The following is a 24,754-nucleotide window of genomic DNA, read 5'->3' on the forward strand; positions in this document are numbered from 1 at the left end:
GGCTGGTACGGAAGTGGTCAGGGCGGGCGCGAGGCGCTGCCCGTGAGGGTCGACCCGCATGTGTGCTGTCCCCAGATGCGTACACGGAAAACGAGAACCAGTCGCACGGAGGGGGCGTGGGCTCCTGGCCCGTCCGCCCTAGGGACACAGACAGAGCGCGGCGGCGACGCGGCAGAAGTCCACTGCCCGTCGCTTCGTCAGATACGCGCTCGTCAAGGAGGTCACACCGAAGACGCTACAGGCCCCGTTACGCGTTTGTCACTGGTGGGCTGGATCACAAAGAAGTTGTCCGCGCCGGTGGGGCGTCCCCGCGGGGAGGCGGTTCAGGAGACCGCCGCGCCGAGCGCGGCGATCACGTCCGCCTTGCGTGGCTGGCCCGCCGCCCGGCGCGCCACGCGGCCGGAGGCGTCCAGGACCAGGACGGTGGGGGTGGCCGTGACGTCCAGGCGCCGGACGAGGTCGAGGCGGGACTCGGCGTCCACCTCCACGTGCGCGACGCCGTCGACCATGGCCGCGACCTCGTCGAGGACGCGCCGGGTGGCCCGGCAGGGCTGACAGAAGGCGGTGGAGAACTGCACGAGGGTGGCCCGTTCCCCCAGCGGGGCGCCGACCTCCTCAGCGGTGAGCACGTCACCCGCCGCGTCCGCGTCCTGTCTCGCCATGGCGCTTCCCCTCCTCTGCGTGGCCTCTTCTCCGGTTCCCCGGCTGTCGCTCCCGGTGCGCCGACCGCCATCGATCGACGCGGTCCGCGCGCCCCGAGGCGCGTCAGCGCGGACCGCGCCCGGTGGCTCGCGGACGTTCCCGGCCCCCGCGGCCGTACCGTCCGGCACAGACCGGGACGGCACCGCCGCGGGACGGCCGGGGTGGGTGTCAGACCGCGTCGGCGCCCATCAGCGGAACGTCCGAGCCGGTACCGGTGACCCGCAGGCCGCTGGAGGTGGTCTCCATCTCGGTGACGGTCAGGCCGAACGGCAGCTGCGGGGCCTGGGCGCTGAAGGTGAGCATGGTCGCGGCCATGCCGCTGAGGTCGACGGGGGCGTCGCCCACCTGGACGTCGACGGGGGTGACGGTCACGGTGTCGCCCTCGACGGTGAACTCCCCGCCCGCGTTGACGGAGGTGCTGATGCCGAACTCGGGGAACGCCAGCTCACCGGTGATGCGGGGCTCGCCGCCCTCGGTCGTGATGGTGATGCCCTCGGGGAGGTAGGTGTTGAAGAAGGAGTAGGGGACGATGAAGGAGCCGTCCAGCTGCCCCGCCACCACGGTCGGCTGGTTGAGCAGGTCGGCGGGGGGCGCGTCGACCTCGGTGGCGGTGACGTCGATCTGCTCGACGGTGATGCTGTCCATGGTGGCCGAGGCCGCGGTGATGTTGACCTCGGAGTAGGTGCCGCCGAGGGCCTGCGGCAGGAAGGCCCAGCCCTCGATGGACACCTCCGGTTCCTCGGCCATCTGGAGCCGCTGGGCCAGCTGGCTCGCGACCATGTTCTGCGCGAAGCCGCGTGCCCCGATGTCGGCCGCAACCACGGCGACCGCCAGGAGGATCAGGAGAACGACGAGAAACTTACGCATCGGAGATCCCAGCACACTTTCTTTCGTTCCGGCGCGCTCTCGGCTGGGTCATCCCGCCGGTCGTGGTCACACGCCATCGGCGCCCGACGGGCGCCGGTCATGGAAACCTGTCGGAAGGTTACTTCACCACAGGTTGGACGCCCGGGGCCTTCCACCGGTTTGTCCCACTTGGACAAATAAACCGGTTCGAGACATCCCGCGGGGCGGAACGGGGCTCGACAGCCCCGTCGGCGGGCCTCACAGGCCCTGCTCAGTGGGGCATCAGCATGGCTGCGAGTCCGTCGCTGGCCGCCGCGCCCGCGAGGGAGAGTTCAATCACGTTGGTGGCGACCACGTGCTGGGGGCTGAGACGGGCGAACTCCAGGACGTGCGGCTGCTGCTCGTGCTCCTCCTGCGCCAGTTCGTCGCGGTACATCGCGTAGACGATGCGCTGGAGCGGCGCGCTGGGCACCGTGTGGCAGGCGAACAGCAGGGTGTCCGGCTCGCTGTGGGAGACCTGGGCGACGAGGGCGTCGGCGATGCGGTCGAAGCCCGGGCCCTGGCGGTCGGCGAGCGTGTAGATGGTGATGACGCCGCGGAGCTTGCTGGGCGGCGCCTGGCGGACCGGCGGGCCGTCGTAGTAGTCGTCGTAGGGGTCGGCTTGGCGACGCTTGCGGCGCACGGGCTCCTCCGGGAGTTCGTCGTCGGGGTCCGCGCCCCCGTCGTCGTCGTAGTCGTCGTAGTAGTAGTCGTCATCGTCGTCGTAGGGGTCGCGGCGCGGGCGCGCGGCCATGGCGACGGCCCCCCACAGCGCGGCGACGGCGCCGAGCATCAGCAGCGGCCCCCCGAAGCCGAGGCCGAAGCGGCCGACCACGACGGAGAGCAGCGCGGCCAGGCTGACCAGCCCCAGCACCGACAGGTCGGTGCGTCGGTGGTCGGAGGCGCGCCTGGCGACCGCGACGAGCGCCGTGACGAGGAGAACCGCGACGAGGACCTGCGCGATGTTGACGAGCGAGCGCGGGATGAGGTCGTAGTGGTCGCCCATGGCGGGGTAGGAGGCGTCGAAACGGGTGCTCACCCGGTCGACGGACAGCACCACCAGGGGGACGATGGTGAACGCGCTGAGGAACAGCCGCGAGGTGAACCGGCCGCGGGGCGAGCGGACGCCGTACTCCAGTGCGCCCCAGGCCATGTAGAGCGGGCCCAGGAGGCTGATGCCGATATGTAGCAGCCGGAAGGTGAGCCCGCCGAAGTCGAACATCGCGCCGATCACGGCCGCGCTGAGGCCGACCGTCGTGCCCAGTGCGGCGACGAGCCATCCGACCGTGGCCACACTGGGACGGCGCTGGGCGTACGCGGCGAGCGCGGCGGTGGCGCTCCAGCCCACCAACGCGCTTATGAATGCCAGTCCTACCGTCACCATCCCGACAATGATGCTGCACGTTAGCGGGTGGATGTGCACTCGGTGCAGATTTGGGGGGCCAGTGTGGGCGACGATCCCGCAGAGTGGAGGCCACAACGGGGATTTACACTGTGACCTTCATCACCAGGTTTGCCGTCGCATCCCAGGGGCCCCACCCTGCCCGCGGGTGGCCGTAGGCTCGCACTACGCGGGGAGCGCCGCCCCGACACCGGAAGGGCCGTTTCCCCACCCAAGCCAGGAGAGAACCGTGTCACACGACGCCGTGTCCCCGAACGCGCGCGGGGCCGCCTTCTTCGACGTGGACAACACCCTGATGCGGGGTGCGTCGATCTACCACTTCGCACGGGGCCTGGCCTCCCGGGACCTGTTCACCACCCGCGACCTGATGCGGTTCGCGTGGGGGCAGACGGTGTTCCGGGTGACCGGCAGCGAGCAGCCCGAGCACATCAACGCCGCGCGTGAGGCCGCGCTGGCGTTCGTGGCCGGGCACGACGTGAACGACCTGGTCGCGCTCTGCGAGGAGATCTACGACGACACCATGGCCGACCGGATCTGGGAGGGCACCCGGGCGCTCGTCCAGGGGCACCTGGACGCGGGGCGGCCGGTGTGGCTGGTGACCGCGACGCCGGTGGAACTGGCCCAGATCATCCGGCGGCGGCTGGGGCTGACCGGCGCGCTGGGCACCGAGGCCGAGTGCGTCGACGGGGTGTACACGGGGCGGTTGAACGGGGACCTGCTGCACGGTCCGGCCAAGGCCGTGGCGGTGCGCGCCCTCGCCCACAGGGAGGGGTGGGACCTGGCGTCCTGCTCCGCCTACAGCGACTCCTCCAACGACCTGCCGCTGCTATCCCTGGTGGGGCGCCCGCACGCGGTCAACCCGGACACCGACCTGCGCAGGTACGCCCGCACGCACGGGTGGCCGGTGCACGACTTCCGGCGGCACCGGAACGCGCTGCGCGTGGCCGTCCCGGCAGCCGTGGGCGCCGTCGCCGGTGCCGTGGCGCTGCACGCGGTCAGACAGAGACGGACCGGCTGAGCCGGGCGGGAAGAGCTGGACGCCGGGCATGAGCGGCCTGGGACGGGCGGGGGACCGGAAGAACCAGGGACCGGGACCGGCCGGGCTGGGCCGGTCGGCCCGAAGCCCGGAGGCGGGCGGCCCCGTACGGGCGGGGACCGGCCACCGGAAGGACCGCCACACGACGGCGGGCGAGGCCGGGGTTGTCCACAGGTCACACGGGGGCGTGGCGCTGACGGGCGGCCGCCTGGTGGAATGGATCAAGGGGGCCCAGGGGCCCGAAACACTTCATGCTGTCCACAACGCCCTCAGACGCGCTTTCCGGGCGTTTCGTGCCGTCGGCCGCACAAGGGGCCGTCCGGAGGACCCTCAGCGCCCCAGCGTGGCCCTGGCGAGGGCGAGCACGTGGATGGGCCGAAGACCGCCTCCGCGCGAGGACGTACCACGGCGGCTGCCCGCGTAGGTCTCGAAGGCCTCCACCGAGCTGTAGGCGGGCGACCAGTCCAGCACCCGCTCCAGGGAGTCGGTGTGCATGCCGGAGGTGTTCAGGCCCGCGCTCACGGCGCGAGCGGTGCTGGAGCTCGCGTAGTCGATCCGACCGTGCCTGGCCAGGCCGCGCAGTACCCGCAGGCCGCGCGCCGGGACGGGGAGCCGCTGGCCGCCGACGCGGCGCAGGCAGTGCGAGAGGCGGACCGAGTCCTCGCCCGCCACGTCGAAGAACCCGGTGCCGTCGCTGAGCGCCATGCGCACCAGCGCCTCGGCGCCGTCGTCCTCGTGCAGGAACTGCACGTCGGGGTCACTGCCGAGCACGGTGGGCACGAACCGCGAGTCCAGGTAACGCGTGAGCGGAGTGCTCACGGAGGGACCGATGAGGTTGGCGAACCGCAGGACGGCCACCGACAGGTCGGGGCGGCGGCGCTGGAGGCCGCGGGTGTGCCGCTCGACCTCGGCCGCGTCGTCGGCGCCCAGGGTGGCGCTGGACCGCACCACCAGGCGCCGGACGGTGGTGGAGCGCTGGGCCGCGCCGAGCACCCGCATGGTGCCCAGGACGTTGTCCTCGCGGTTGGGACGGCCCACGGTGTCCAGGCCCAGGTGCAGGACGAGCTCGGCGCCGGAGTCGGCGACGATCCTGTCCAGGCTTCCGTCGTGCAGGTCGACATGGGCGTACTCGACCCCCGGCGCGTCCGCGGGCGGCGGCGAGGAGTCCGCACCGATCACCCGGTGGACACCGGGCTCCTCGCTCAGGGTCTGCGCGACCCTGGCGGCCAGGGGTGTGGAAACCCCGGTGACGAGTACGACACGAACCATGGCGACACGTTCCTTGGGAGGAGACGGGAGCTGTTCCAGCAGGCCCGCGGACCGTTCACCTCGAGGGTGAACCGGCGACCGCGACCCGTGAGACACAACAGCGCCTCACCCAGAAAATTCCATTGCCGCGGCAAAGGCCGAGCAAGGACGGCGGTGTCTCCGCGTCCGGGCGTGCCTGGAGCGCGCCCGCGCCCGCGGAGAGACGACGTTCGCCGCTACCGGTCCTACTTCTTGTTGCGACGCGCGACACGCGTGCGCTTGAGCAGCTTGCGGTGCTTCTTCTTCGCCATCCGCTTGCGGCGCTTCTTGATGACGGAACCCATGGGATCACCTTCTCGCTGACGGAGATTACGGACATGCCGCACCGCTGGGCGGTGGAAACCGGCAAGGGGTTCGGATGCGGTCACCGGAGCCGTTCGGACACCGGCGTGCCCGGGGCCCGGAGCGGCCGGCGCGACCGGGGTGGTGTCCCCCGGGTCCGGCGCTGAGAGCGCGCACCTACCGCACCCGAAGGCCCAGCTTACCGTTACGGGTACGCGCTCCGGGTCACGCCCCGGGAAGTGCGGGCTCGTCCTTGTACAGGGCGGCGGCGGGCTCCGCGTAGCTGACGCTGGTCAACCGCTGGTCGCTGAAGGTCAGCGACGTCACGCTCGCCAGGTTGCACTCGCGCAGGTCGGGACGGTGCCAGAGGCGTTTACCCTCGGCCGCGCGGCGGGTCATCCAGATCGGCAGCTGGTGGCTGACGCACACGGCCTCGCGGCCCCACGCCGCCCGGCGGGCGATCTTGACGGCCTCCACCATGCGGGTGACGATCTCGGAGTAGGGCTCGCCCCAGGACGGCAGGAACGGGTTGTACACCCGGCTGAACACGCGGGGGTCGCGCACCGACCGCCGCGAAAGGCTCATGCCCTCGAACTTGTTGGCCGCCTCGACGAGCCGGTCGTCCAGGGTGACGGACAGGTCCGTCGCCTTCTGGAGGGGCACGGCGGTCTCCTGGGTGCGGTCCAGCGGCGAGGAGAACAGCGCCGCGATGTCGTGGCCCTCGAACCACTCCGCGGCCATCTCCGCCATCTGCTGGCCCCGGTCGCTGAGGTGGAAGCCGGGAAGCCTTCCGTAGAGCACCTTGCCTGGGTTGTACACCTCTCCGTGTCGCAGCAGGTGCACGACGGTGGTCGTCGTCATCGTGTGTGTCTTTCGTTCGGGGTCGTGGGCGTCGGGGCTGTACCGGCCCTGGGCGTCAGCCCTGGGCCTCGGCCGCGGCGCGGGCCGCCCTGGGCAGCGCCGAGACCACCCGGTCCACGGCGGCGGCGTCGTGCGCGGCGGAGAAGAACCAGGCCTCGAAGGCTGCGGGCGGCAGGTACACGCCCTGGTCGAGCATGGCGTGGAAGAACGCGGAGAAGACCGCGGTGTCGGTGGTGCGCGCGGTGTCGAAGTCGACGGCCTCCTGGTCGGTGAAGAACACCGTGAAGAGGTTGCCGCCGTTCTGGATCCGGTGGACGACCCCGGCCGCGCCGAGCGCGTTGGAGACCTCGGCCGAAACCTGGGCGGAGACCTCGTCGATGCGGGCGTAGACCTCGGGGGTGGCACCCCGCAGGGTGGCCAGTCCGGCGGCGGTGGCCAGCGGGTTCCCGGACAGGGTGCCCGCCTGGTAGACGGGGCCGTCGGGAGCGAGGCGGTCCATGATCTCGGCACGGCCGCCGAACGCGGCGGCGGGCAGGCCGCCGCCCATGACCTTGCCGAAGGTCATGAGGTCGGGGGCGACCCCCTCCAGGCCGAACCAGCCCGAGGCGCTGACGCGGAAGCCGGTGAGGACCTCGTCGAGGATGAGGAGGGCGCCGTTGGCGTGCGCGATCTCCTTGATCCGGGCGTTGAACCCGTCCCGGGGCGCGACGACGCCCATGTTGGCGGGGCAGGCCTCGGCGATCACGCAGGCGATCTCGTCGCCGTGCTCGGCGAAGGCGCGCTCGACCGCCCCGGGGTCGTTGTAGGGCAGCACGAGGGTGTCGGCGGCGCTGGCCCCGGTCACGCCCGGGGAGTCGGGCAGGGCGAAGGTGGCCAGGCCCGAACCGGCGGAGGCCAGGAGGGCGTCGACGTGGCCGTGGTAGTTGCCCGCGAACTTGACGACCTTGCTGCGTCCGGTGAAGCCGCGCGCGAGGCGGATCGCGGACATCGTGGCCTCGGTGCCGGAGTTGACGAGGCGGACCTTCTCCACGGGGGTGCGTCCGACGATCAGCTCGGCCAGCTCGACCTCGCCGGGGGTCGGCGCGCCGTAGGAGGTCCCGGCGTCGACCGCGCCGTGGAGGGCCTCGACGACGGCGGGGGCCGCGTGGCCGAGGACCAGCGGTCCCCACGAGCACACCAGGTCGACGTACTGGCGGCCGTCGGCGTCGGTGAGGTAGGGGCCCTCGCCCTTGACGAAGAAGGGCGGGGTGCCGCCGACGGCGCCGAAGGCACGGACGGGGGAGTTCACGCCGCCGGGCACGACGGCGGAGGCACGCTGGAAAAGCTCTGCTGAAGTCTGTTGAGTACCCACCTCACCAGTGTGTCAGCTGTGTCCGGTACCGGGACCATGACCCGCCTCGCGTCGCCCGAGGTCCCGGCGTCGGCGCCTGGGTCAGTGTCGGGGCCGGGGGCGGATCAGAGCGCGGATCAGCTGGTGAATCCGTGTGCTGGGGTCGCCCGTCGGCGGCAGGCGCTCGGCGCGTTCGCGGCGGCCTCAAGACCATGGGCGAAGTCCTCGAAGCGGGTCGCGCCCTTGCTCCATCGGGGCAGGAGCGCCCTGAGTTCTCTCTCGGCCCTGGCCGCGGTGACGAGTGCGGATCGGTGGTCCCTGAGGTGAAGGATGAGCCAGGTCTCGAAGGTGGGGGTGGAGGGAGCGGTCTCGCAGACAACGAGGTAGACGCGCCTCTCCTCGCGGTGCGGCCTGCGACGGTCGAGGCTCGTCTCCCTCTGTTCCCTCTTGCGCCGCTTGCTCACGAGGTGGCTTCCTCCGACTTCCGTGCCTGCTCGCGCCTGTGCAGGGCGTCCCGGAAAAGTTCGTCGTCCACGTCCGGAACCGCACCGTAGCGGCCCGTGAGGTAGCGCCGGGCGCGGTTGTCGTCTCCCCGGGGCTTGAAGTCGCTGAGCGGGTAGAGCGAGGTCCGTCCCCGGTCGTCCTTGTCCACGAACCAGATGTGGTCGCGCTTGAGGACCTCCTCGCCGCGTACGCGTCCGAGGAGTGCCGCGTCGTGGCTGGTGAAGACCAGTTGGGCGCCCTTGGGGTTGTGTTCTTCGTCCTGAAAGAGGGAGATGACCTTGGCGGAGAGGTAGGGGTGGAGGCTGGCGTCGATCTCGTCGACCACGAGGACGCCCCCTGCTTCCAGGGCACGTTGGGCGTCGAAGCCGATCGTGGTGAACGCTCGGGTGCCCAGTGACTCCTCCTCCCACAGGAGCGGGGTCGCGGACTCGTCTCCTCGGTGGTGGAAGAGGAGCGTGGTGCGTTCGCGGATCAGGCTTTCGAGGAGCGCCACATAGGACGACTTACCACTGCCCGTCGCGAGGTGGACGGTCTGGGACTTTCGATCATCACGCTGCTCCTGCGAGACCCTTTGCGGCGGCCACTGAAGGAACCGATTATGCGCGGGCAGGGATGTTTCGGCGGTCGCTGTCTCCGACTCGGAGCCGGAACGCTGATCATGCGGTTCCACGGACTCGATGCCGGTGTCAGCGGACTTCAGGAGACGCCCGAGGTCAGCCATGTGCTCCTTGGAGGCCGCTCCTCCGCGTAGCCAGGCCGGGTGGTCCGGGCTGCGTTCCGTGGCGGACACCAGACTCTCGGAGAACCAGCGGTAGACCGGTTCCACCTCTGTGTTCGAGGCGCGAGCGGCGACGGTGAGGAAGAGGACGTTCCGGCCGGTGATCTCCTTGACCTGCCGCAGTTTGCCCGAGGCCTGGTCACCGAAGACGAACTCCTCCCCATCTCGCTCGAACACGACGCGTCTGCGCTGTCTGGGGTAGCTGTACAGCCACTCCTCCACGACCTGCTCGTCATTGACCCCGAAGCCGTAGGTGTGCCGGACTCCGTCGATCACGAGGTCGACCACGAACGTGGAGGGTTCCTCCCGGGCGTCCGCACTCAGCTTGAAGGGGTGGCGCTGGACGCCGCCTCCCGGCTCGTTGTGGCTCATCGACCACCGAACGGTGTCCCGCATGAAGGAGAGGGCGTCCAGGAGGTTCGACTTGCCCGAGGCGTTGGCCCCGAAGACCCCCGCGACCGTGGTGGCCTCCCAGTCGGCCTCCTGCGGGCGGGCGTCGTCGTAGACGGGAGTGAGCAGGAGTTGCTGCTCCTCGCGGATGGACTTGTGGTTCTCGACGCGGAAACTCAGCAGCATCGCGGCACTCTCCTCGTAAGTCGAGCGGCTTCACCGATTTTTGCGCGGAAGAACCACACACGACAAGCATGCCATGAGGCCTTGTCCCACACACGTGTGTGCCCCGTCCTTGTGCCCGAACCGGAAGGGGAGAGGGGCGAGGCCCTGCCCCACACGCGTGTGCCCCGTCCCCTGGGGACAGGGACGGGGCACACGGGAGTCCGCTCAGTGTCGGGGGGCGTAGCCGTCCCGGGCGGAGGCACTGGTGTCGGGCAGGGGCGGCGCGATCGTGCCGGGGGCGTCCGGAGCGTCCGGCCGTTCGGCGCGTACCAGCGGGCGCAGGCGGTCGTTGCGGGCGAGCAGCTCCACGAGGGCGGTCATCGGGCGGGACGCGACGAGGGAGACCAGGGCCGCGACGGTGGCGCCGACAAGGAGTCCGACGGTGACGTCGTGGGGGTAGTGGACGCCGACGAAGACCCGGGAGAAGGCCTCCAGGACGGCGATCAGCACGGCGAGGACGGCGATGCGGCGCCAGGCGAGGATGAGCGCCGCGGCGGCGGCGCCCGCGATCGCGGCGTGGTTGCTCGGGAAGGACCAGTCGCCGAGCGGGTCGCAGGTGGCGATCGTGGTCAGGTCGGTCATCGCCTGGCAGGGGCGCATCTGCTCGAAGAACGACTTCACCGTGCGGCTGACCGCGTAGGCGACGACGGTGGCGACGGGAGCGAACAGGGCCAGGCCGACCAGGCGGGAGTCCACGGAGCGGGCTCGCCACCAGGCGGCGAGGAAGAGGACGGCGAACACGCCGAGGAAGAGGTCGGTGCCCACGTAGGCGACGCTCCGCACCCAGGGGTCCAGGTCCGCCGTGAACCCGATCAGGGCCCGGGACCAGGCGGCGCTGACGGCGAGGATCTCAGAGACCATCTCTCTCCATTGGGTCGGTCAGGGGGGAGGGTCGCGCGCAGGGGGGATGGACTGGGCGACGTCCCGTCCAAAGGTGACGGGAATCCCACGCTTCGGTGACAGGAAAGGCTTCATCCTGTCATCAACCGGGACCTCTCGGACCCGCGAAGCGGCCGTACCGACGAAAGAGACGGACGGCACCGACGAAGGAGTCGCCGTGCCGCCCGGAAGGCCCGGCGTACCGATGAGTAGTTTGGGGGTGACCACCCTCCCGGCGGTGCCCATCCGCCTTTCCGAGAAGGAGCCCTGATGACCTCGAACTTCTCCACGGCGGACCTCGTCGACGACCACGGAGACACCCTGCGCAGCTGCTCCACGCAGTTTCGTCGGTTCGGGGGGCGCGCGGTGTTCTCGGGCCGGATCCGCACGGTTCGGTGCCACGAGGACAACGGCCTGGTCAGGCAGGTCCTCAACACCCCGGGCGACGGCGCGGTCCTGGTGGTGGACGGCGGCGGCTCGCTGCGGTCGGCCCTGATGGGAGACATGATCGCCGAGGCCGCCGTGGCCAACGGCTGGGCCGGAACCGTGATCTTCGGCGCGGTCCGCGACACCCGCGCCCTGGGCGGGCTGGACCTGGGCGTGAAGGCGCTGGGCTCCAACCCCCGCAAGTCCCTCAAGGACGCCGCCGGTCGCCTGGACGTGCCCGTGACCTTCGGCGACGTCACGTTCGTGCCGGGCGAGTGGCTCTACAGCGACGAGGACGGCGTGGTGGTGAACGCCGAGGAGATCGCGGTCTGACACGCGGCGGAGCGCACGTGAACAACAGGACACACGTGGACGGCGGTACGCCCCGGGAAGCGGGAGCGTCCGGTGGAGGAGCTCACTCCCGCCCTTCCCCGGTCTCGGTGGCCAGGCGGTGCAGGCGCTCGATCTCCGCCAGGGGGTCCTCACCGCGGATCGACCGGAGCGCCTCGGTCTCGATCCGGACGCGCCCCACGGTGTCGGCCAACTCGGCGTTGGAGCGGTTCGCCTCCTCCTGCGCGAGGTAGGAGCGGATGTGGACGAGGGCCTCGGAGATGACGTCGGCGCGCCGGCGCAGCTGGCCCAGGAGTTCGTGCTCCTCCTCGGCACGGGTCCGGTCGAAGGCCCCCAGCTGCTCGTCGACCTGGGCGGAGTGGCGGTCCAGGTCCGCCAACTGCTGACGCAGTTCACCGATGGGAGCGCCCACGGCGTCCGCGCGTTCCAGGAGGTCCTGGGTGATGCGGACCTGTCGGCGCAGGTCCACTGCGAAGGGACCCGCGGTTCCCTCCACGGCCGCCTGCGGGGGCGCGGGCCGCTCGGGGAGCGACTCGCGCCGCTCCTCCAGGATCCTGCGCGCCCCGCGCCGTGAGGTCTCGACCGCCAGGACGACGACCCCTCCGAGCAGGAGCACTCCGAGCAGGGAGAGCAGGACGAGGATGCCGATGAGTAGCGGAGTGATGGCGGTCACCTCACTTTCAGATGGCCCACGCTAGCGCAACGCTCCCAGAAGCCCGTGACTCCTGGGAGCCCTGTGGCCAAAGGGCTTGATGACGCGCGTGGCTACTCCAGTCCGAAGATCGCCGAAGCCTCCGGAGAGACGCGGCGCGGCTGCCTCAGCCCTCCCGCTTTCCGCGCCTCCGTCCCGCTCACTCAGGACCGGTATAGTATGGCCGGTATAGTTATTGGTTACTGGGAAGGGCTCCGCATGATCGAGATCCTCAAACCCGCCGAGCTGGCCCGAGCCAAGGACACGGGCGCCCTGGTCGCCCACATCCTCCAGACGGTGCGGAGCCGCAGCACGGTCGGCACGAACCTCCTGGACATCGACCGGTGGGCCCGGGAGATGATCACCGAGGCCGGAGCGCAGTCCTGCTACGTCGACTACGCGCCGTCCTTCGGACGCGGGCCGTTCGGCCACTACATCTGCACGGCCGTCAACGACGCCGTGCTCCACGGGCTGCCCCACGACTACGCGCTCGCCGAAGGCGACCTGCTCACGCTCGACCTCGCCGTCTCCAAGGCCGGGGTCGCCGCGGACTCCGCCATCAGCTTCGTCGTGGGCGAGTCGAGGCCCCCGGAGAGCGTCGCGATGATCCGTGCGACCGAACGCGCCCTGAGCGCGGGGATCGCCGCCGCCCGGCCCGGGGCCCGTGTCGGCGACGTCTCCCACGCCATCGGATCGGTCCTCAGCGCGGCGGGGTACCCGATCAACACCGAGTTCGGCGGTCACGGCATCGGGTCGACGATGCACCAGGACCCGCACGTCCCCAACACCGGACAGCCCGGCCGCGGATACAAGCTGCGTCCCGGACTGCTGCTCGCACTGGAGCCGTGGGTCATGGCGGACACCGCCGAGCTCGTCACCGACGCCGACGGGTGGACGCTGCGCAGCGCGACGGGTTGCCGGACGGCGCACAGCGAGCACACGATCGCCATCACCGACGGCAAAGCCGAGATCCTCACCCTGCCGAAGTGACCGTCCCGCCGCCGCTCACGCGACTGGCCCGCGCCGCCGACCAGTACGCCCGGCTGGGCTCCGGGGAAGCTCCCACAGACCTCAGGCGGAGAACTCCTCGCTCGCGTCGGCGAGGATGTCGAGCACCACGATCGGGTCGGGCAGCACCACGGCCCCGTCCGCGGCGCGCGGGGGGCGGATCCAGGTGACGCGGTCGCCGGAGGGCAGCAGCGAGGGGGCGCCGAGCACGAAGCTGTCCCGACAGTGCCAGCGCAACCCCGGCATCTCCTCCACGGCCTCGGGCACGCAGTCCAGGTGGCAGGACCACCACTCGTCCTCGTCCACCGGCGAGCGGGTCGCCACGAAGAACAGGTAGCGCGAGGACTCCACCGCCGCGACCGGGCCCGCGGGGACGCCCGAGCGGCCCATGCGCGCCAGCGCCATCACACCCGCCTCGCGGGGGACGTCGAACACGTCGAAGACCCGGCCGGTGGGCAGGATGATGTTCGCGTCGGGGGTGGCCGTCCACCACCGCCGGATGGTGTCGGTGTCGGTGCTGGCCTCCACGCCCCAGGCCATCGTCACGGGGTGCGCCGCCGGGTCCGGACAGCCCATCCGGTCGCAGCTGCACGCGCGGTCCTGCCCCGGCGAGGTGCCGCGCGCCACCGGCCAGCCCAGCTCGGCGTAGCCCAGAGCGGCGTCCAGCATGCTGTCCGCCGCATGGCGGCGCTTACGTCGGTACAGAACCTCGGCCATGGAGCCTCCCCGGTGTTCGCTCGTCTTCCAGGCGCGGCCTCGCCGTCGTGGGAGGCCCGGCGCCCGGAGACCGCGACCGGGGCGAGGGGCCTGGTCGCGCTACCGCAGCAGGCGGGCGGCCTCGGTCGCCCAGTAGGTGAGGATCTGCTCGGCCCCCGCCCTCCGGTAGGAGGTCAGTGTCTCCGTGATGGCCCGCTCGCGGTCGATCCAGCCCCGCTCCGCGGCCGCCTCGATCATCGCGTACTCGCCGCTGACCTGGTAGGCCGACACCGGTACCGGAGAGGCCTCGGCGACCTTGGCCACGATGTCGAGGTAGGCCAGGCCGGGCTTGACCATCACCATGTCCGCGCCCTCGGCGACGTCCAGGGCCACCTCGCGCAGCGCCTCGCGCGCGTTGGCGGGGTCCTGCTGGTAGCCGGAGCGGTCGCCGAACTGCGGCGCGCCCTCCGCGGCCTCGCGGAAGGGGCCGTAGAACGCCGACGCGTACTTGGCGGCGTAGGCCAGGATCGGCACCTGGCCGTGTCCGGTGCGGTCCAGCCCGGCGCGGATCGCCGCGACCTGGCCGTCCATCATGCCGCTGGGCGCCACCACGGCGGCGCCCGCCTCGGCCTGGGCGGCGGCGACGGACGCGTACCGCTCCAGGGTGAGGTCGTTGTCGACGTGCCCGTCGACCTCCAGCGGGCCGCAGTGGCCGTGGTCGGTGTACTCGCACAGGCACAGGTCGGCCATCACCACGAGGGCGTCGCCGACCTCGGCGGACAGGTCGCGCAGGGCGGCCTGGACGATCCCCTCGGGGTCGTCGGCGGCCGAGCCGTGCGCGTCCTTGTGCGCGGGGATGCCGAACAGCATCACCCCGCCGACCCCGGCGGCGGCCGCCTCATGGGCCGCCTTGCGCAGGCTGTCACGCGTGTGCTGCACCTGGCCGGGCATCGAGGAGATGGCCACCGGCTCGGTGATGCCCTCCTTGACGAACATCGGCAGGACGAGGTTCTCGGGGCGGACCCGGGTCTCGGCGACCAGACGGCGCAGCGCCGGTCCGCGGCGCAGGCGGCGCGGCCGGACCACGGGGAAGGCGGCGTCGTTGCTGGAGGCGTTCATCACGGGGCTCCCGGGGAAGGTTCGTGCGTCGGTGGCGGTGTGGTCTCTCAGAGCTTGCGGCGGCGACCGCGCCTCTTCTGGCTGGGTTTGAGGACGGGTTTGCCCGCCTCGACCGCCTCGCGCCTCTTTTCGGCACCGTACTCCGAAAGGGCCTGCGCGAGGGCGGAAACCGAGGCTTTGGGCGCCACGACGTCGACACGCAGGCCGAACTCGATCGCGGTCCTCTCCGTCTCGGGGCCGATGACGGCGATGGCGGTGGTGTTGTGCGGCTTGCCCGCGATCCCCACCAGGTTGCGCACCGTGGAGGAGGACGTGAACAGCACCGCGTCGAAGCCGCCGCCCTTGATCGCCTCCCGGACGGGCGCGGGCGGGGGTGCGGCGCGCACGGTGCGGTAGGCGGTGACGTCGTCGACCTCCCAGCCGAGCTTGTCCAGCCCGGCGGAGAGGGTCTCGGTGGCGATGTCGGCGCGCGGCAGCAGGACCCGCTCGATCGGGTCGATCTCGGCGTCGTAGGGCGGCCACACCGAGACCAGGCCCGAGCTGGACTGCTCCTCCTCGGGCGGGGCCAGGTCGGGCTGGATGCCGAACTCGCGCACGGCACGTGCGGTGGCATCGCCGACGACGGCGACCTTGACCCCGGCGAACGCGCGCGCGTCCAGGCCGTAGGACTCCAGGCGCTCGCGGATGGCCCGGACCGCGTTGACGGAGGTGAAGGCCACCCACTGGTAGCGGCCGGTGACCAGGCCGCGGACGGCGCGCTCCATCTGCTGCGGGGTGCGCGGCGGCTCCACGGAGATGGTGGGCACCTCCTCGGGCACCGCGCCGTAACCGCGCAGCTGGTCGGACAGGGCGGCGGCCTGTTCCTTGGTGCGGGGCACCAGGACGCGCCAGCCGAACAGTGGACGGCTCTCGTACCAGGACAGCTCGGCCTGGCGGCCCGCGGCGGGGCCGACGACCATCAGCGCGGGCGCGGTGACGTGGTGGCCCTTGGCGTCCTTGGCCTTGAGCTCGGCGACGAGCCGCCCCAGGGTGGAGGAGACCGTGGTCTGGCGGGTGGTGCCGCCCGCGCGCACGACCGCGACGGGGGTCGTGGCGGGTCGTCCTCCGGCGATGAGGGTCTTGCACAGCACGTCGAAGCCGGGTCCCTGGTGCTCGACCGGCTCCCCCGCGGGCGCGTCGCCGCCCATGACGACCAGGGTGGCGCCGCTGGCGGCGGCCTCGTGCCAGTCGACCCCTCCGCCGCCGTGCGCGCGGGCGTTGAGCACGCGCACCTCGGGGCTGTCCGCGTCCAGCAGCGGCACGCCCGCGAAGGTCGGCACGGAGGTGATCGCGGAGACGCCGGGGGCGACCTCGACCTCGACCCCGGCCTCGTGGCAGGCGGAGACCAGTTCGGCGCCGCGGCAGCCGAAGAACGGGTCGCCGGAGTAGAGGCGGACCACCCTCTGCCCGTCGCGGGCGCGGGCCACCGCCAGGGCGTTGACGTCGCCTCCGCACTCGCCCGCCTCGATCACGGAGACGTCCTCGGAGCAGTGCGAGAGGAGTTCGGCGCGAAAGCCCGAGAGCTCCTCGGCTGCGGGCTCGCGCAGGGCGATGACCACGTCGGCGTGGCTCAGCAGCTCGGCGCCGCGCAGGGTGAGCAGGTCGGCGCCGCCCGGACCGGAACCGACCAGGGCGACGTGCCCGGCCCGCGCTGCGGCGCGCGGCTCCTCCGGCTGGGGGTTGGCGTTGGCGTTCACGTACTGGCTCCTCTGTGTGGGTCGCCGCGCCCCGGTGTGCGGCGCCGGGGGCGGCGGTACGGCGGGCCCAGGCCGAGGAGGCCCGCCGGCTGCTCCTGCTTAGGGCGTGTCCCTCTCCGCGAAGGCCTCGGCCACGATGCGGTCGGCTCCCTCGGCGATCATCTGGCGGGCCAGGTCCCGGCCGAGCGCGGTGGCGGCGGCCAGGTCCCCGGGCGAGGCGAGGTCGGCGGCGCGCTCGCGGCGCACGGCCTCGGCCCCGTCGGTGGCGACCACGGCGGCGCGCAGGCGCAGGCGGCCCGCCTCGGCGTCGTACTGGGCGTAGGCGCCGACCGGGGCGGCGCAACCGGCCTCCAGCTCGGCGAGCACGGTGCGCTCGGCGACGACCTCGGCGCGGGTGGCGGGGTGGTCGACCGAGGCCAGGTAGGCGAGGTCGCCGTCGAGGCGCTCGGCGGAGCACTCGACGGCGAGGGCGCCCTGGCCGGGCGCGGGCAGCATCTGCTCGGGCTCGAAGACCTCGGTGACGTCGTCGGTCCGGCCGACGCGGCCGAGTCCGGCGTAGGCCAGGACGACGGCGTCGAGCTCTCCGGAGGCGACCTTGCCCAGACGGGTCTCGGCGTTGCCGCGGATCGGGACGTAGACCAGGTCCGGGCGCAGCGCGGCGAGCTGGGCGACCCGGCGCGGGGAGCCGGTGCCGATCCTGGCCCCCGCGGGCAGGTCGGCGAACTTCAGCCCGTCGCGCGCGCACAGGGCGTCGCGCGGGTCGTCGCGCTCGGGGATGGCGGCCAGCACGAGCCCCTCGGCGGGCGTGGTGGGCAGGTCCTTGAGCGAGTGGACGGCGAAGTCGACGCCGCCCGCGTGGAGCTCGTCGCGCAGCGCGTTGACGAACACGCCGGTGCCGCCGAGCTGGGTCAGGTGCGCCTTGGTGACGTCGCCGAAGCTGGTGATCAGCTCCAGCTCGATCACCCTGCCGGTGCGTTCGGTGATGGCGTCGGCGACCATCCGCGACTGGCTGGTGGCCATGGTGCTGCGGCGGGTGCCGAGCCGGGCCGGGGCGCCGTCGGCGGACGTGCCGTGGTCGGATGCGCCGTGGGAGGGCGTGCCGGTCATGAATTCTCCTGTGCGGTCCGTGCCGCGGCGGCGGTGCCCTCGGGGGCGGTGAGCGCCTCGGGGCTTGCGGGGTCGAGTGCGAAGAGTTCCCTCAGTGCCGCCTCGTAGGACTCCCCGTCCGGTGCGGCGGCCAGCTCCTTGACGCGCACGGTCGGTCTGTGCAGGAGCTTGTCGGCGACGCGGCGCATGGCGCGGCTGATCTCCTCGCGCGTGCGGTCGTCGAGGTCGGCGGGCAGGCGGCCGTGCAGGCGCGACAGCTCGGCGTCCACCACGTCCCTGGCCTGGGCGCGCAGGGCGACGACGGTGGGGGTCACCTGGTGGGCGCGGCGAACCGCGCGGAACTCGCTGACCTCCTCGTCGACGATGCCGCGCACGAGGGTGAGCGCGCTGTCGCGGCCGGTGTCGGCGCCGGGCGCGGTGGCGGCGGCCTGGCGCAGGTCCTCGATGTCGACCAGGCGCACGCCGGGCAGCTCGCGCACGGCCGGGTCGATGTCGCGGGGCAGCGCGAGGTCGAGGAAGACCAGGGGCCGCGTGCGCCCGGCGGTGGCGGCGGCCACGGCGTCGGCGTTCAGGACCAGGCCCTGGGCTCCGGTGCAGGAGATGACGAGGTCGACCTCGGCCAGGACGCCGACGGCGTCGGCGAAGGGGACGGCGCGGGCGTCGACGGTGTCGTAGGCCTCGGTGAGGCACTCGGCCAGGCGCGCGGCCCGGTCGAAGGTGCGGTTGGCCACGACGACCGCCTCCGCGCCCTGGCGGGAGACGGTGTTGGCGGACAGGGCGCTCATGGACCCGGCGCCGAGGACGAGGACGCGCACGCCCGTGAGGGGGCCGTGCGCGGGCCGGGCGAGTCCGGGCGCGTCGGCGGTGTCGCCCGGGGCCGCGGACATGGGGCAGCCCGCGGGGGGCAGTGAGCCCACGGTCTGGGCGGTCTGGACGGCGGTGGTCTGCGGCGCGCCGGTCGGGCCGAGCCCGAGGCCGCCGGAGGCGACGGTGAGGCCGAAGCTGACCATGTCGGCGCCCGCGTGGTCGAGATGGGTCTCGGTGTGGGCGCGCTTGCCCACGCGCAGGGCGCGCTGGCCCAGGTCGTTGAGGACGCGGCCGACGGAGCCCGTCTCCTGGCCCTCCTTGAGGGCGTCGCGCACCTGGCCGAGGATCTGGCCCTCGCCAAGAACCATGGAGTCGAGCCCGCAGGTGACGGAGAACAGGTGCTGGACCGCGCGGTCCTCGTAGTGGACGTAGAGGTGTTCGGAGAGCTCTCCGAGGGGGACCCCCGTGTGCCAGGAGAGCAGCTCGGTGATGGCCGAGACGCCGCCATGGAAGGCGGAGACGTCGGCGTAGACCTCGGTGCGGTTGCAGGTGGAGACCACCATGACCTCGTTGACGGGCTCGGAGCCGACCATCTCCGCGACCGCGTTGCCGCGGGTCTCCCCGTTCAGCGCGACACGTTCGAGGAGCGCCACCGGCGAACTCCGATGGCTCAACCCCACGGCCAGGACACTCATCCGCACTACTCCTATGCAGGCACCACACAGCGTCTTCGTATGCCCCGGCGGCGGCCAGGCCGCCGGAGGCGCGGCGCACGCTCGCTCATCGCCCACCGCTCACGCGGGCCTCACGGCCCGGATCGTCCATTCCTCACGTCACGTCAGCTCCAGTCCCGCGCGTTCCGCGCCGCGGCCGTCGCCATCGGCCCTGCGCTGCGCGTGGAAGGCGAGGATCTGGAGTTCGATGGACAAGTCGACCTTACGCACATCGACCCCGTCCGGCACATTGAGTACGACCGGCGCGAAGTTGAGGATGCTGGCCACCCCCGCCTCGACGAAACGCGTCGCCACGCCCTGCGCGGAGGCCGCCGGTGTCGTGATGACACCGATGGAAACTCTCTCGGAACGGACAACCTCCTCCAGGTTGTCAATATGCCTCACGTCCAGGGACGCGACACTCTGCCCCACCATCGCCGGGTCCGCGTCGAGCAGCGCCGCGATACGGAACCCGCGGGTCCCGAACCCCCCGTAGTTGGCCAGTGCGCGGCCCAGGTTGCCGATCCCGACGATGGCCACGGCCCAGTCCTGGGTGAGACCAAGCTCACGCGAGATCTGGTAGACGAGGTACTCCACCTCGTAACCCACGCCACGCGTCCCGTAGGACCCGAGGTGGGACAGGTCCTTGCGCAGCTTGGCGGAGTTCACACCGGCCGCGGAGGCGAGGTCCTCGGAGGAGACGGTGAGGGTGCCGCGGTCCTGGAGGCTCTGGAGGGCGCGCAGGTAGACGGGGAGCCGGGCCACGGTGGCCTCCGGAATGCCCCTCTCCCGGGGCCTTGGTGGACGACTGGTCACAGGCGGGCGCTCCTGGGCAGCGGTCGGCGGGCGGGCGCGGAGGCGGTCCGGGCGGGAGGCGGGCCGCCAGGACCGGCGCGGGGAGCGGACGGGCTGCTGCCGCCGCACTCCCCCGGCATGTCTTGGGGTACCTAGATTACGTGCTTGTGAAAGCACGCACAAAGTGGGGTCCGCTGTGACGGCGGGCTCATAAGTTCCCACCGGCAAGGGCCCCGGCGCCCCCGCGCAAACCTCCGGTGCGCACGTCGGCAATTCGGGACAACCAAAGAACGTCAAATGTGCATATTTGTGGGCACAGTCGTAGTTTTCGGGCTCACTCAGCTCTCTGGCGGAGCCATCCTCCGAGGGTGACGGAAACGTTTTCGGGCTCACTCTCTCCTGAGGGAGCCCGTCCCCCTGAGAGCCGTCGGAAACGCCTCCGGCCGTCTCCTGACCCTCCGGCGACGCCTCCTGAGGTCCACCGGGACTCCTGCTCCCCGCTCGACTGCTCCCCGCCCGGCCCTCCGGTGCGGCGTCCCCTGAGAGCGACCGCGCGTCCGCTCAGCCGCCCAGGGCGGAGCGCAGGCGGTCCTCGCCCACCCTCCAGAAGTCGTGGCGGCGCCCGTCCACGAACGTCACCGGGATCTTGTCCCAGTACTCCTCGCGTTCGTCCGCGCCGACCTCGTCGAGCTGGCGCACCGCCCGGCTGGCGCCGAGTTCGTCCGTGACCCGCTCGATGACCCCCCAGGCGTCCTCGCACAGATGGCATCCCGGTTTGCCGAGCATCACCACGCGGGCCTGGCCCGCCCACTGGGGCGTTTCCGCCATGTTCCCCTCCTGTTTCCGGAGCCGTACGGCCCCTCAGCCGCCCGCGAAGGGCGGTAGGACCTCGATCACAGTGCCGTCCGCGACCGGCACGTCACCGTGCGCTCTGCGCCCGACCGGGCGCTCGTCGACCAGCAGTGAGGAGGATCCGAGTACGCGCTGGAAGCGGTCGTCCGGATGCAGCCGACACGCCGCCTCCAGGGCCTCCGCGAGCGTGGCGGCCCCGACCGTTTCCTCGGCGGTTCCGGCGGCCTCCTTGGCCGCTGCCCAGTACCTGATAGTGCACTTCGCCATCCGTTGATTATCCTTGGTGTTGCTCGGAGGCGACGAATTGGACATCTTCACCGGGGGCAATGGCGCCTTCGATCGCCCGCGCAGAGCGGGGTGACGAGAAGAGACGCATGAGCCATCTGCTGCTGTTGACGAACTCGAACGAACCGTCCGACCACGTACTTCCCGCCCTCGGTCTCCTTCTGCACTCGGTGCGGGTGGCACCGGCGGAGGCGGGGGCCCTGCTGGCGTCGAACGCGGGCGGCGGCTCCGGCGCTCCGGTCGACGCCATCCTGGTCGACGCGCGGACCGACCTCGCCGCGGCCCGCAACTTCTGCCGCCTGCTCGACACCACGGGCCTGGACTGCCCCCTGATGGTGATCCTGACCGAGGGCGGCGTCGCGGCGCTGACCCCCGACTGGCAGGTGAACGACTTCATCCTGTCCACCGCCGGTCCCGCGGAGGTCGAGGCGCGCCTGCGGCTGGCCGTGGGATCGGCCGAGGCCGGGACGGACGACCCCGACGAGATCCGCAGGGGCGATCTCGTCATCGACGAGGCCACCTACATCGCGCGGCTGCGCGGCCGCATCCTCGACCTCACCTTCAAGGAGTTCGAACTGCTCAAGTTCCTGGCGCAGCACCCCGGCCGGGTGTTCACCCGGGCGCAGCTGCTCCAGGAGGTGTGGGGCTACGACTACTTCGGCGGCACCCGCACCATCGACGTCCACGTGCGGCGCCTGCGCGCCAAGCTGGGCTCGGAGTACGAGTCGCTGATCGGCACCGTGCGCAACGTGGGCTACCGCTTCGTGCCCGACCCGGTCGCCAAGGCGCCCGCGGCCGTGCCGGAGGGGGTCGACGTCCCGCCCACCGCGCGCTCCGCCGAGCCCAGCGCGACGTAGCGGCCGGGCTGACGCAGCCCGCGGGGAGCCGCCTCCTCCCGCCCGCGGACGACTCCGGGGCGCCCGTGCGGGCGCCCCGGAGTCGTTTCCGGCCGCCCCGGGACCCGGCGCTCGCGCGTTCACCGCTCCGTGCCTCACCGACAGCGGAGGCCGACGACCGCCGGGCCGACGGGGCCGCGGGGGCTGTCGCCCCCGGGTCCACCGACCGTCGGCGCTGTGGGGCCTGCCGCCTCCGGGTCCACCGACCGCGCTCCCGGGCTCAGCCGTCCCGCGGACGAACGGCGTGAGAACGGACATCCGAACGCTCGTGTTCGACGGCCCCAGGTCCTAAGATCGTGTGGGCACCCCCACGCCGGGACGTCAGGCGCGGCGAAACTCCCCGCGGCCGGGTGCTCAGAAGCTGCCTTGGCGCGCCATCCGCGAGGAGGAGAACGCCCCGATGCCCACAAACGCCGCGAGACCCCCGCTCACCCCCGGACGCCGCCGCACGGCCGTCGCCCTGGGAGCCGTCTTCGTCGGTTCCAGTCTGGTCGCCGTCATGTCCCCGGCCCACGCGGAGCCGAGCCCCTCAGCGTCCGCCTCCCCGTCGGTCCCGCCCTCGACGCCGCCGTCCGCCTCCCCGGAGCCCGTCGCATCGGCCGTCATCTCCTTCGGGCGGGCCTCCGACGAGGTGGAGCTGGGCACTTCCGTCCCGGCCAACCCCCTCACCGCGACCAACACCGGCGACGCCAGCGTCTGCCTGCTCGCGATGGGCGTGAACACCGACGGGTTCCGCGTCGAGGGGTTCACGCCCCAGGAGGTCGCCCCGGGCGACGCGGCGCCCGCCGGAGAGGTCACCGGCGCGACCCGCGTGTCCGCCGAGGTCGTGGCCACCCTCACCTACGCGCTCGCCCAGGAGGGCGTCGAGTGCGCGGCCCTGGACCCGGCGAACGAGCACACCGTCTCCACCGGCACGTGGACGGTCTCGATCGCCAAGCCGGAGCCCACCACTCCCCCGGAGCAGACCGAGGAGCCCACGGACAAGCCCACCGAGGACCCGGACGAGACCAAGGAACCCCCCGACCCGCCCGACCCGCCCGCGTCGGACGACGACCGCGAGGAGAACTCCGGCGGCGGTTCTGGCGGTTCTGGCGGTTCGGGCAACGGCGGCCGGTCCGGCGGCTCAGGCGACACGCCCCGCTCCTCCGGAGGCGTGGAGGACGTGCCCACCAGCGACGTGCCCACCACCCGCGACAGCTTCCCGGACCTGCCGAGCGACGAGGCCGCCCTGCCCGGGGTCGTGCCCGGCGCGGAGAACCTCGCCGAGCTGCCGACGGTGACCCCCGGCGCGCAGGACGACGACCTCGACGGCACCGAGGTGGCCGCCGATCACAGCGACCTGGGACCGAACATGGCCCCGGCGGTGCTGCTCGCCGCGTTCCTCCTCGCGCTGCTGCTCGCGGCCCCGCTCGCACCGGTGCGGCGCGTCCGTGTCGGCGGCGGCTACCAGGGCAGGCGCCGCAGGAAGTAGGACGTCCCGGAGCCGCTCCCCGGCGGCCGCGCCGCCGGGGAGCGGCTCCGGCGACGCGCGGGGCGGGGCAGCTACCAGGACAAACACCCCGCCAGCCGTGGCTGACGGAAGTCCTACGGTCGCCCCGTCGTAGGCTTTCGGTCCATGGACACCCCGCTAGTCACCGATGACCTGGACCGGACCCTGGCCGAACAGGTGCTGACTCTCGCCGAGACCGCACGCGCGGCCGACGGGGTCGCACCGCTGTCGGAGCACACCCTGCTCCGCGTCAGACACGGCGCTCCCTCGGGGAGCAGCCGCTTCCACCTGGCCCTGGAGGACGGGCGCGCGGTCGGCTTCGCGTTCGTGGAGCGCGTCGCGGGCGAGCCCGACTCCGGAGAGGTCGTCGTCCACCCCGCCCACCGCGGCCGCGGGCACGGCACCGCCCTGCTGCACTCGGTGGACCGGGACGCCGGACCGGACGGGGTCCGCGTGTGGGCGCACGGGCGCACCCCGCAGGCGGTGTCGGTGGCGCGTGAGGACGGGTGGACCGCCGTCCGCGAACTCCACAAGATGCGGATGCCGCTGCGCGACATCGCCGGGGACGAGGCGGGCGGCCCCTGGGAGGCGCCCGAGCTGCCCGAGCCCGAACTGCGGCCCGAGGTGGCCGAGCGGGTCCGGCTGCGCGCCTTCGTCGTCGGCCAGGACGAGCAGGCGTGGCTGGCGGCCAACGCGCGGGCGTTCGCCGACCATCCCGAGCAGGGCCAGCTCACCCTGGACGACCTGCTCCAGCGCGAGGTGGAGGACTGGTTCGACCCGCACGGCTTCTTCCTTGCCACCGCCAAGGACGGCGGGGTGGCCGCGTTCCACTGGACCAAGACCCACGCCGACGGCGCCGGGCTCACCGACGGCGATCCGGTGGGCGAGGTCTACGCGGTGGGTGTGGACCCCGAGTGGCAGGGCAGCGGCCTCGGCCGGGCCCTGACCCTGGCGGGTCTGCGGCACCTGCGCGACGCCGGTCTGCCGTGGGTCCACCTGTACGTGGACGGCGACAACGAGGCCGCGGTGCGGCTGTACGAGTCGCTCGGATTCGCCATGTGGGACACCGACGTGATGTACGCGCCGCCAAGGGACGACGCCCCCCGCCCGAACGTGTGACCTGTCACATTCACCGGGCAATCCCCGGGCCGCCACGGGAGTGCGACGCCTCGTTCATCTTTCGTTCACCTTGTTTGGGACA

Annotated in this window: 26 protein-coding genes; 6 read left to right on the forward strand and 20 right to left on the reverse strand. The window is 72.3% G+C overall.

Annotated elements, in window-relative coordinates; genetic code table 11:
* Positions 1–138: 138 nt before the first annotated feature.
* The 4 genes from ACSIH6_RS09420 to ACSIH6_RS09435 all read right to left on the reverse strand — a co-directional run bounded on the left by ACSIH6_RS09420 (position 139) and on the right by ACSIH6_RS09435 (position 2,971).
* Entirely contained in the window at positions 139–225 is an 87-nt protein-coding gene (locus ACSIH6_RS09420) for a putative leader peptide (RefSeq protein ID WP_352983320.1), read from the reverse strand.
* 98 nt (positions 226–323) lie between these two features.
* Complete coding sequence (locus ACSIH6_RS09425; protein ID WP_435107850.1) at positions 324–662, reverse strand: TlpA family protein disulfide reductase; 339 nt, start codon at positions 660–662, stop codon at positions 324–326.
* A 208-nt stretch (positions 663–870) separates the two neighbouring features.
* A complete protein-coding gene (locus tag ACSIH6_RS09430) occupies positions 871–1,569 on the reverse strand; it encodes an LmeA family phospholipid-binding protein (protein ID WP_435107851.1) in 699 nt (232 codons plus the stop codon).
* A gap of 250 nt (positions 1,570–1,819) precedes the next feature.
* Positions 1,820–2,971, reverse strand: a complete 1,152-nt coding sequence (locus ACSIH6_RS09435) for a putative quinol monooxygenase (protein ID WP_435107852.1) — start codon at positions 2,969–2,971, stop codon at positions 1,820–1,822.
* Positions 2,972–3,218: 247 nt separating this feature from the next.
* Here ACSIH6_RS09435 and ACSIH6_RS09440 point away from each other — a divergent pair, with 247 nt between their 5' ends.
* Positions 3,219–4,007: an HAD family hydrolase gene (locus tag ACSIH6_RS09440; protein WP_150254023.1), complete on the forward strand. Its 789-nt coding sequence runs from the start codon at positions 3,219–3,221 to the stop codon at positions 4,005–4,007.
* Between the two features lie 348 nt (positions 4,008–4,355).
* On the opposite strand, the gene ACSIH6_RS09445 is transcribed toward ACSIH6_RS09440, so the two are convergent.
* The 7 genes from ACSIH6_RS09445 to ACSIH6_RS09475 form a co-directional block, all read right to left on the reverse strand.
* The gene (locus ACSIH6_RS09445) at positions 4,356–5,294 is read right to left on the reverse strand and encodes an NAD-dependent epimerase/dehydratase family protein (protein WP_435107853.1); all 939 of its coding nucleotides are present in this window, start codon (positions 5,292–5,294) and stop codon (positions 4,356–4,358) included.
* A gap of 224 nt (positions 5,295–5,518) precedes the next feature.
* A complete protein-coding gene (locus ACSIH6_RS09450) occupies positions 5,519–5,617 on the reverse strand; it encodes a 30S ribosomal protein bS22 (RefSeq protein WP_013155353.1) in 99 nt (32 codons plus the stop codon).
* A 223-nt stretch (positions 5,618–5,840) separates the two neighbouring features.
* A complete protein-coding gene (locus ACSIH6_RS09455) occupies positions 5,841–6,476 on the reverse strand; it encodes a histidine phosphatase family protein (RefSeq protein WP_435107854.1) in 636 nt (211 codons plus the stop codon).
* A gap of 55 nt (positions 6,477–6,531) precedes the next feature.
* A complete protein-coding gene (gene hemL, locus ACSIH6_RS09460; protein ID WP_435107855.1) occupies positions 6,532–7,827 on the reverse strand; it encodes a glutamate-1-semialdehyde 2,1-aminomutase in 1,296 nt (431 codons plus the stop codon).
* A gap of 116 nt (positions 7,828–7,943) precedes the next feature.
* Complete coding sequence (locus tag ACSIH6_RS09465; protein WP_435107856.1) at positions 7,944–8,270, reverse strand: hypothetical protein; 327 nt, start codon at positions 8,268–8,270, stop codon at positions 7,944–7,946.
* A complete protein-coding gene (locus ACSIH6_RS09470) occupies positions 8,267–9,664 on the reverse strand; it encodes an AAA family ATPase (RefSeq protein WP_435107857.1) in 1,398 nt (465 codons plus the stop codon). The genes ACSIH6_RS09465 and ACSIH6_RS09470 overlap by 4 nt, the downstream gene beginning before the upstream one ends.
* 204 nt (positions 9,665–9,868) lie before the next feature.
* Positions 9,869–10,564, reverse strand: coding sequence for a phosphatase PAP2 family protein (locus tag ACSIH6_RS09475; RefSeq protein ID WP_435107858.1), 696 nt, complete (start codon positions 10,562–10,564; stop codon positions 9,869–9,871).
* A 288-nt stretch (positions 10,565–10,852) separates the two neighbouring features.
* Here ACSIH6_RS09475 and rraA point away from each other — a divergent pair, with 288 nt between their 5' ends.
* Positions 10,853–11,341 (forward strand): ribonuclease E activity regulator RraA, encoded by a 489-nt coding sequence (gene rraA / locus ACSIH6_RS09480; RefSeq protein WP_435107859.1) that lies wholly within the window; start codon positions 10,853–10,855, stop codon positions 11,339–11,341.
* Between the two features lie 82 nt (positions 11,342–11,423).
* On the opposite strand, the gene ACSIH6_RS09485 is transcribed toward rraA, so the two are convergent.
* The gene (locus tag ACSIH6_RS09485; protein ID WP_435107860.1) at positions 11,424–12,032 is read right to left on the reverse strand and encodes a hypothetical protein; all 609 of its coding nucleotides are present in this window, start codon (positions 12,030–12,032) and stop codon (positions 11,424–11,426) included.
* Positions 12,033–12,269: 237 nt separating this feature from the next.
* Here ACSIH6_RS09485 and map point away from each other — a divergent pair, with 237 nt between their 5' ends.
* Positions 12,270–13,040, forward strand: a complete 771-nt coding sequence (map, locus tag ACSIH6_RS09490) for a type I methionyl aminopeptidase (RefSeq protein WP_435107861.1) — start codon at positions 12,270–12,272, stop codon at positions 13,038–13,040.
* An 81-nt stretch (positions 13,041–13,121) separates the two neighbouring features.
* Here the strand turns inward: map and ACSIH6_RS09495 are convergent, their stop codons facing one another.
* The 8 genes from ACSIH6_RS09495 to ACSIH6_RS09530 all read right to left on the reverse strand — a co-directional run bounded on the left by ACSIH6_RS09495 (position 13,122) and on the right by ACSIH6_RS09530 (position 21,150).
* Positions 13,122–13,775: a bifunctional DNA primase/polymerase gene (locus ACSIH6_RS09495; RefSeq protein ID WP_435107862.1), complete on the reverse strand. Its 654-nt coding sequence runs from the start codon at positions 13,773–13,775 to the stop codon at positions 13,122–13,124.
* Positions 13,776–13,874: 99 nt separating this feature from the next.
* A complete protein-coding gene (hemB, locus tag ACSIH6_RS09500; protein ID WP_435107863.1) occupies positions 13,875–14,873 on the reverse strand; it encodes a porphobilinogen synthase in 999 nt (332 codons plus the stop codon).
* A gap of 47 nt (positions 14,874–14,920) precedes the next feature.
* Positions 14,921–16,609 carry a bifunctional uroporphyrinogen-III C-methyltransferase/uroporphyrinogen-III synthase gene (locus tag ACSIH6_RS09505; RefSeq protein WP_435107864.1) on the reverse strand — a complete coding sequence of 563 codons (1,689 nt, stop codon included), beginning with the start codon at positions 16,607–16,609 and terminating at the stop codon, positions 14,921–14,923.
* A gap of 99 nt (positions 16,610–16,708) precedes the next feature.
* Positions 16,709–17,716 carry a hydroxymethylbilane synthase gene (gene hemC / locus ACSIH6_RS09510; RefSeq protein ID WP_435107865.1) on the reverse strand — a complete coding sequence of 336 codons (1,008 nt, stop codon included), beginning with the start codon at positions 17,714–17,716 and terminating at the stop codon, positions 16,709–16,711.
* A complete protein-coding gene (locus ACSIH6_RS09515) occupies positions 17,713–19,218 on the reverse strand; it encodes a glutamyl-tRNA reductase (protein WP_435107866.1) in 1,506 nt (501 codons plus the stop codon). Before ACSIH6_RS09515 ends, hemC begins: the two co-directional genes overlap by 4 nt.
* A gap of 138 nt (positions 19,219–19,356) precedes the next feature.
* Positions 19,357–20,052: a redox-sensing transcriptional repressor Rex gene (locus ACSIH6_RS09520; RefSeq protein WP_435107867.1), complete on the reverse strand. Its 696-nt coding sequence runs from the start codon at positions 20,050–20,052 to the stop codon at positions 19,357–19,359.
* Between the two features lie 540 nt (positions 20,053–20,592).
* Positions 20,593–20,859, reverse strand: a complete 267-nt coding sequence (locus ACSIH6_RS09525) for a glutaredoxin family protein (RefSeq protein ID WP_013155370.1) — start codon at positions 20,857–20,859, stop codon at positions 20,593–20,595.
* Positions 20,860–20,892: 33 nt separating this feature from the next.
* Entirely contained in the window at positions 20,893–21,150 is a 258-nt protein-coding gene (locus ACSIH6_RS09530) for a MoaD/ThiS family protein (protein WP_013155371.1), read from the reverse strand.
* Between the two features lie 107 nt (positions 21,151–21,257).
* Between ACSIH6_RS09530 and ACSIH6_RS09535 the strand changes: the two genes are divergently transcribed.
* From ACSIH6_RS09535 to mshD, 3 genes are all read left to right on the forward strand, one after another.
* Positions 21,258–22,025: a winged helix-turn-helix transcriptional regulator gene (locus ACSIH6_RS09535; RefSeq protein ID WP_435107868.1), complete on the forward strand. Its 768-nt coding sequence runs from the start codon at positions 21,258–21,260 to the stop codon at positions 22,023–22,025.
* A gap of 439 nt (positions 22,026–22,464) precedes the next feature.
* A complete protein-coding gene (locus ACSIH6_RS09540) occupies positions 22,465–23,535 on the forward strand; it encodes a hypothetical protein (protein WP_435107869.1) in 1,071 nt (356 codons plus the stop codon).
* 144 nt (positions 23,536–23,679) lie between these two features.
* Positions 23,680–24,672, forward strand: a complete 993-nt coding sequence (gene mshD / locus ACSIH6_RS09545) for a mycothiol synthase (RefSeq protein WP_435107870.1) — start codon at positions 23,680–23,682, stop codon at positions 24,670–24,672.
* Positions 24,673–24,754 lie beyond the last annotated feature (82 nt).

Origin of the sequence: Nocardiopsis synnemataformans (assembly GCF_965343085.1) — a bacterium.
GTDB classification, from domain to species: Bacteria; Actinomycetota; Actinomycetes; order Streptosporangiales; family Streptosporangiaceae; genus Nocardiopsis; species Nocardiopsis alborubida.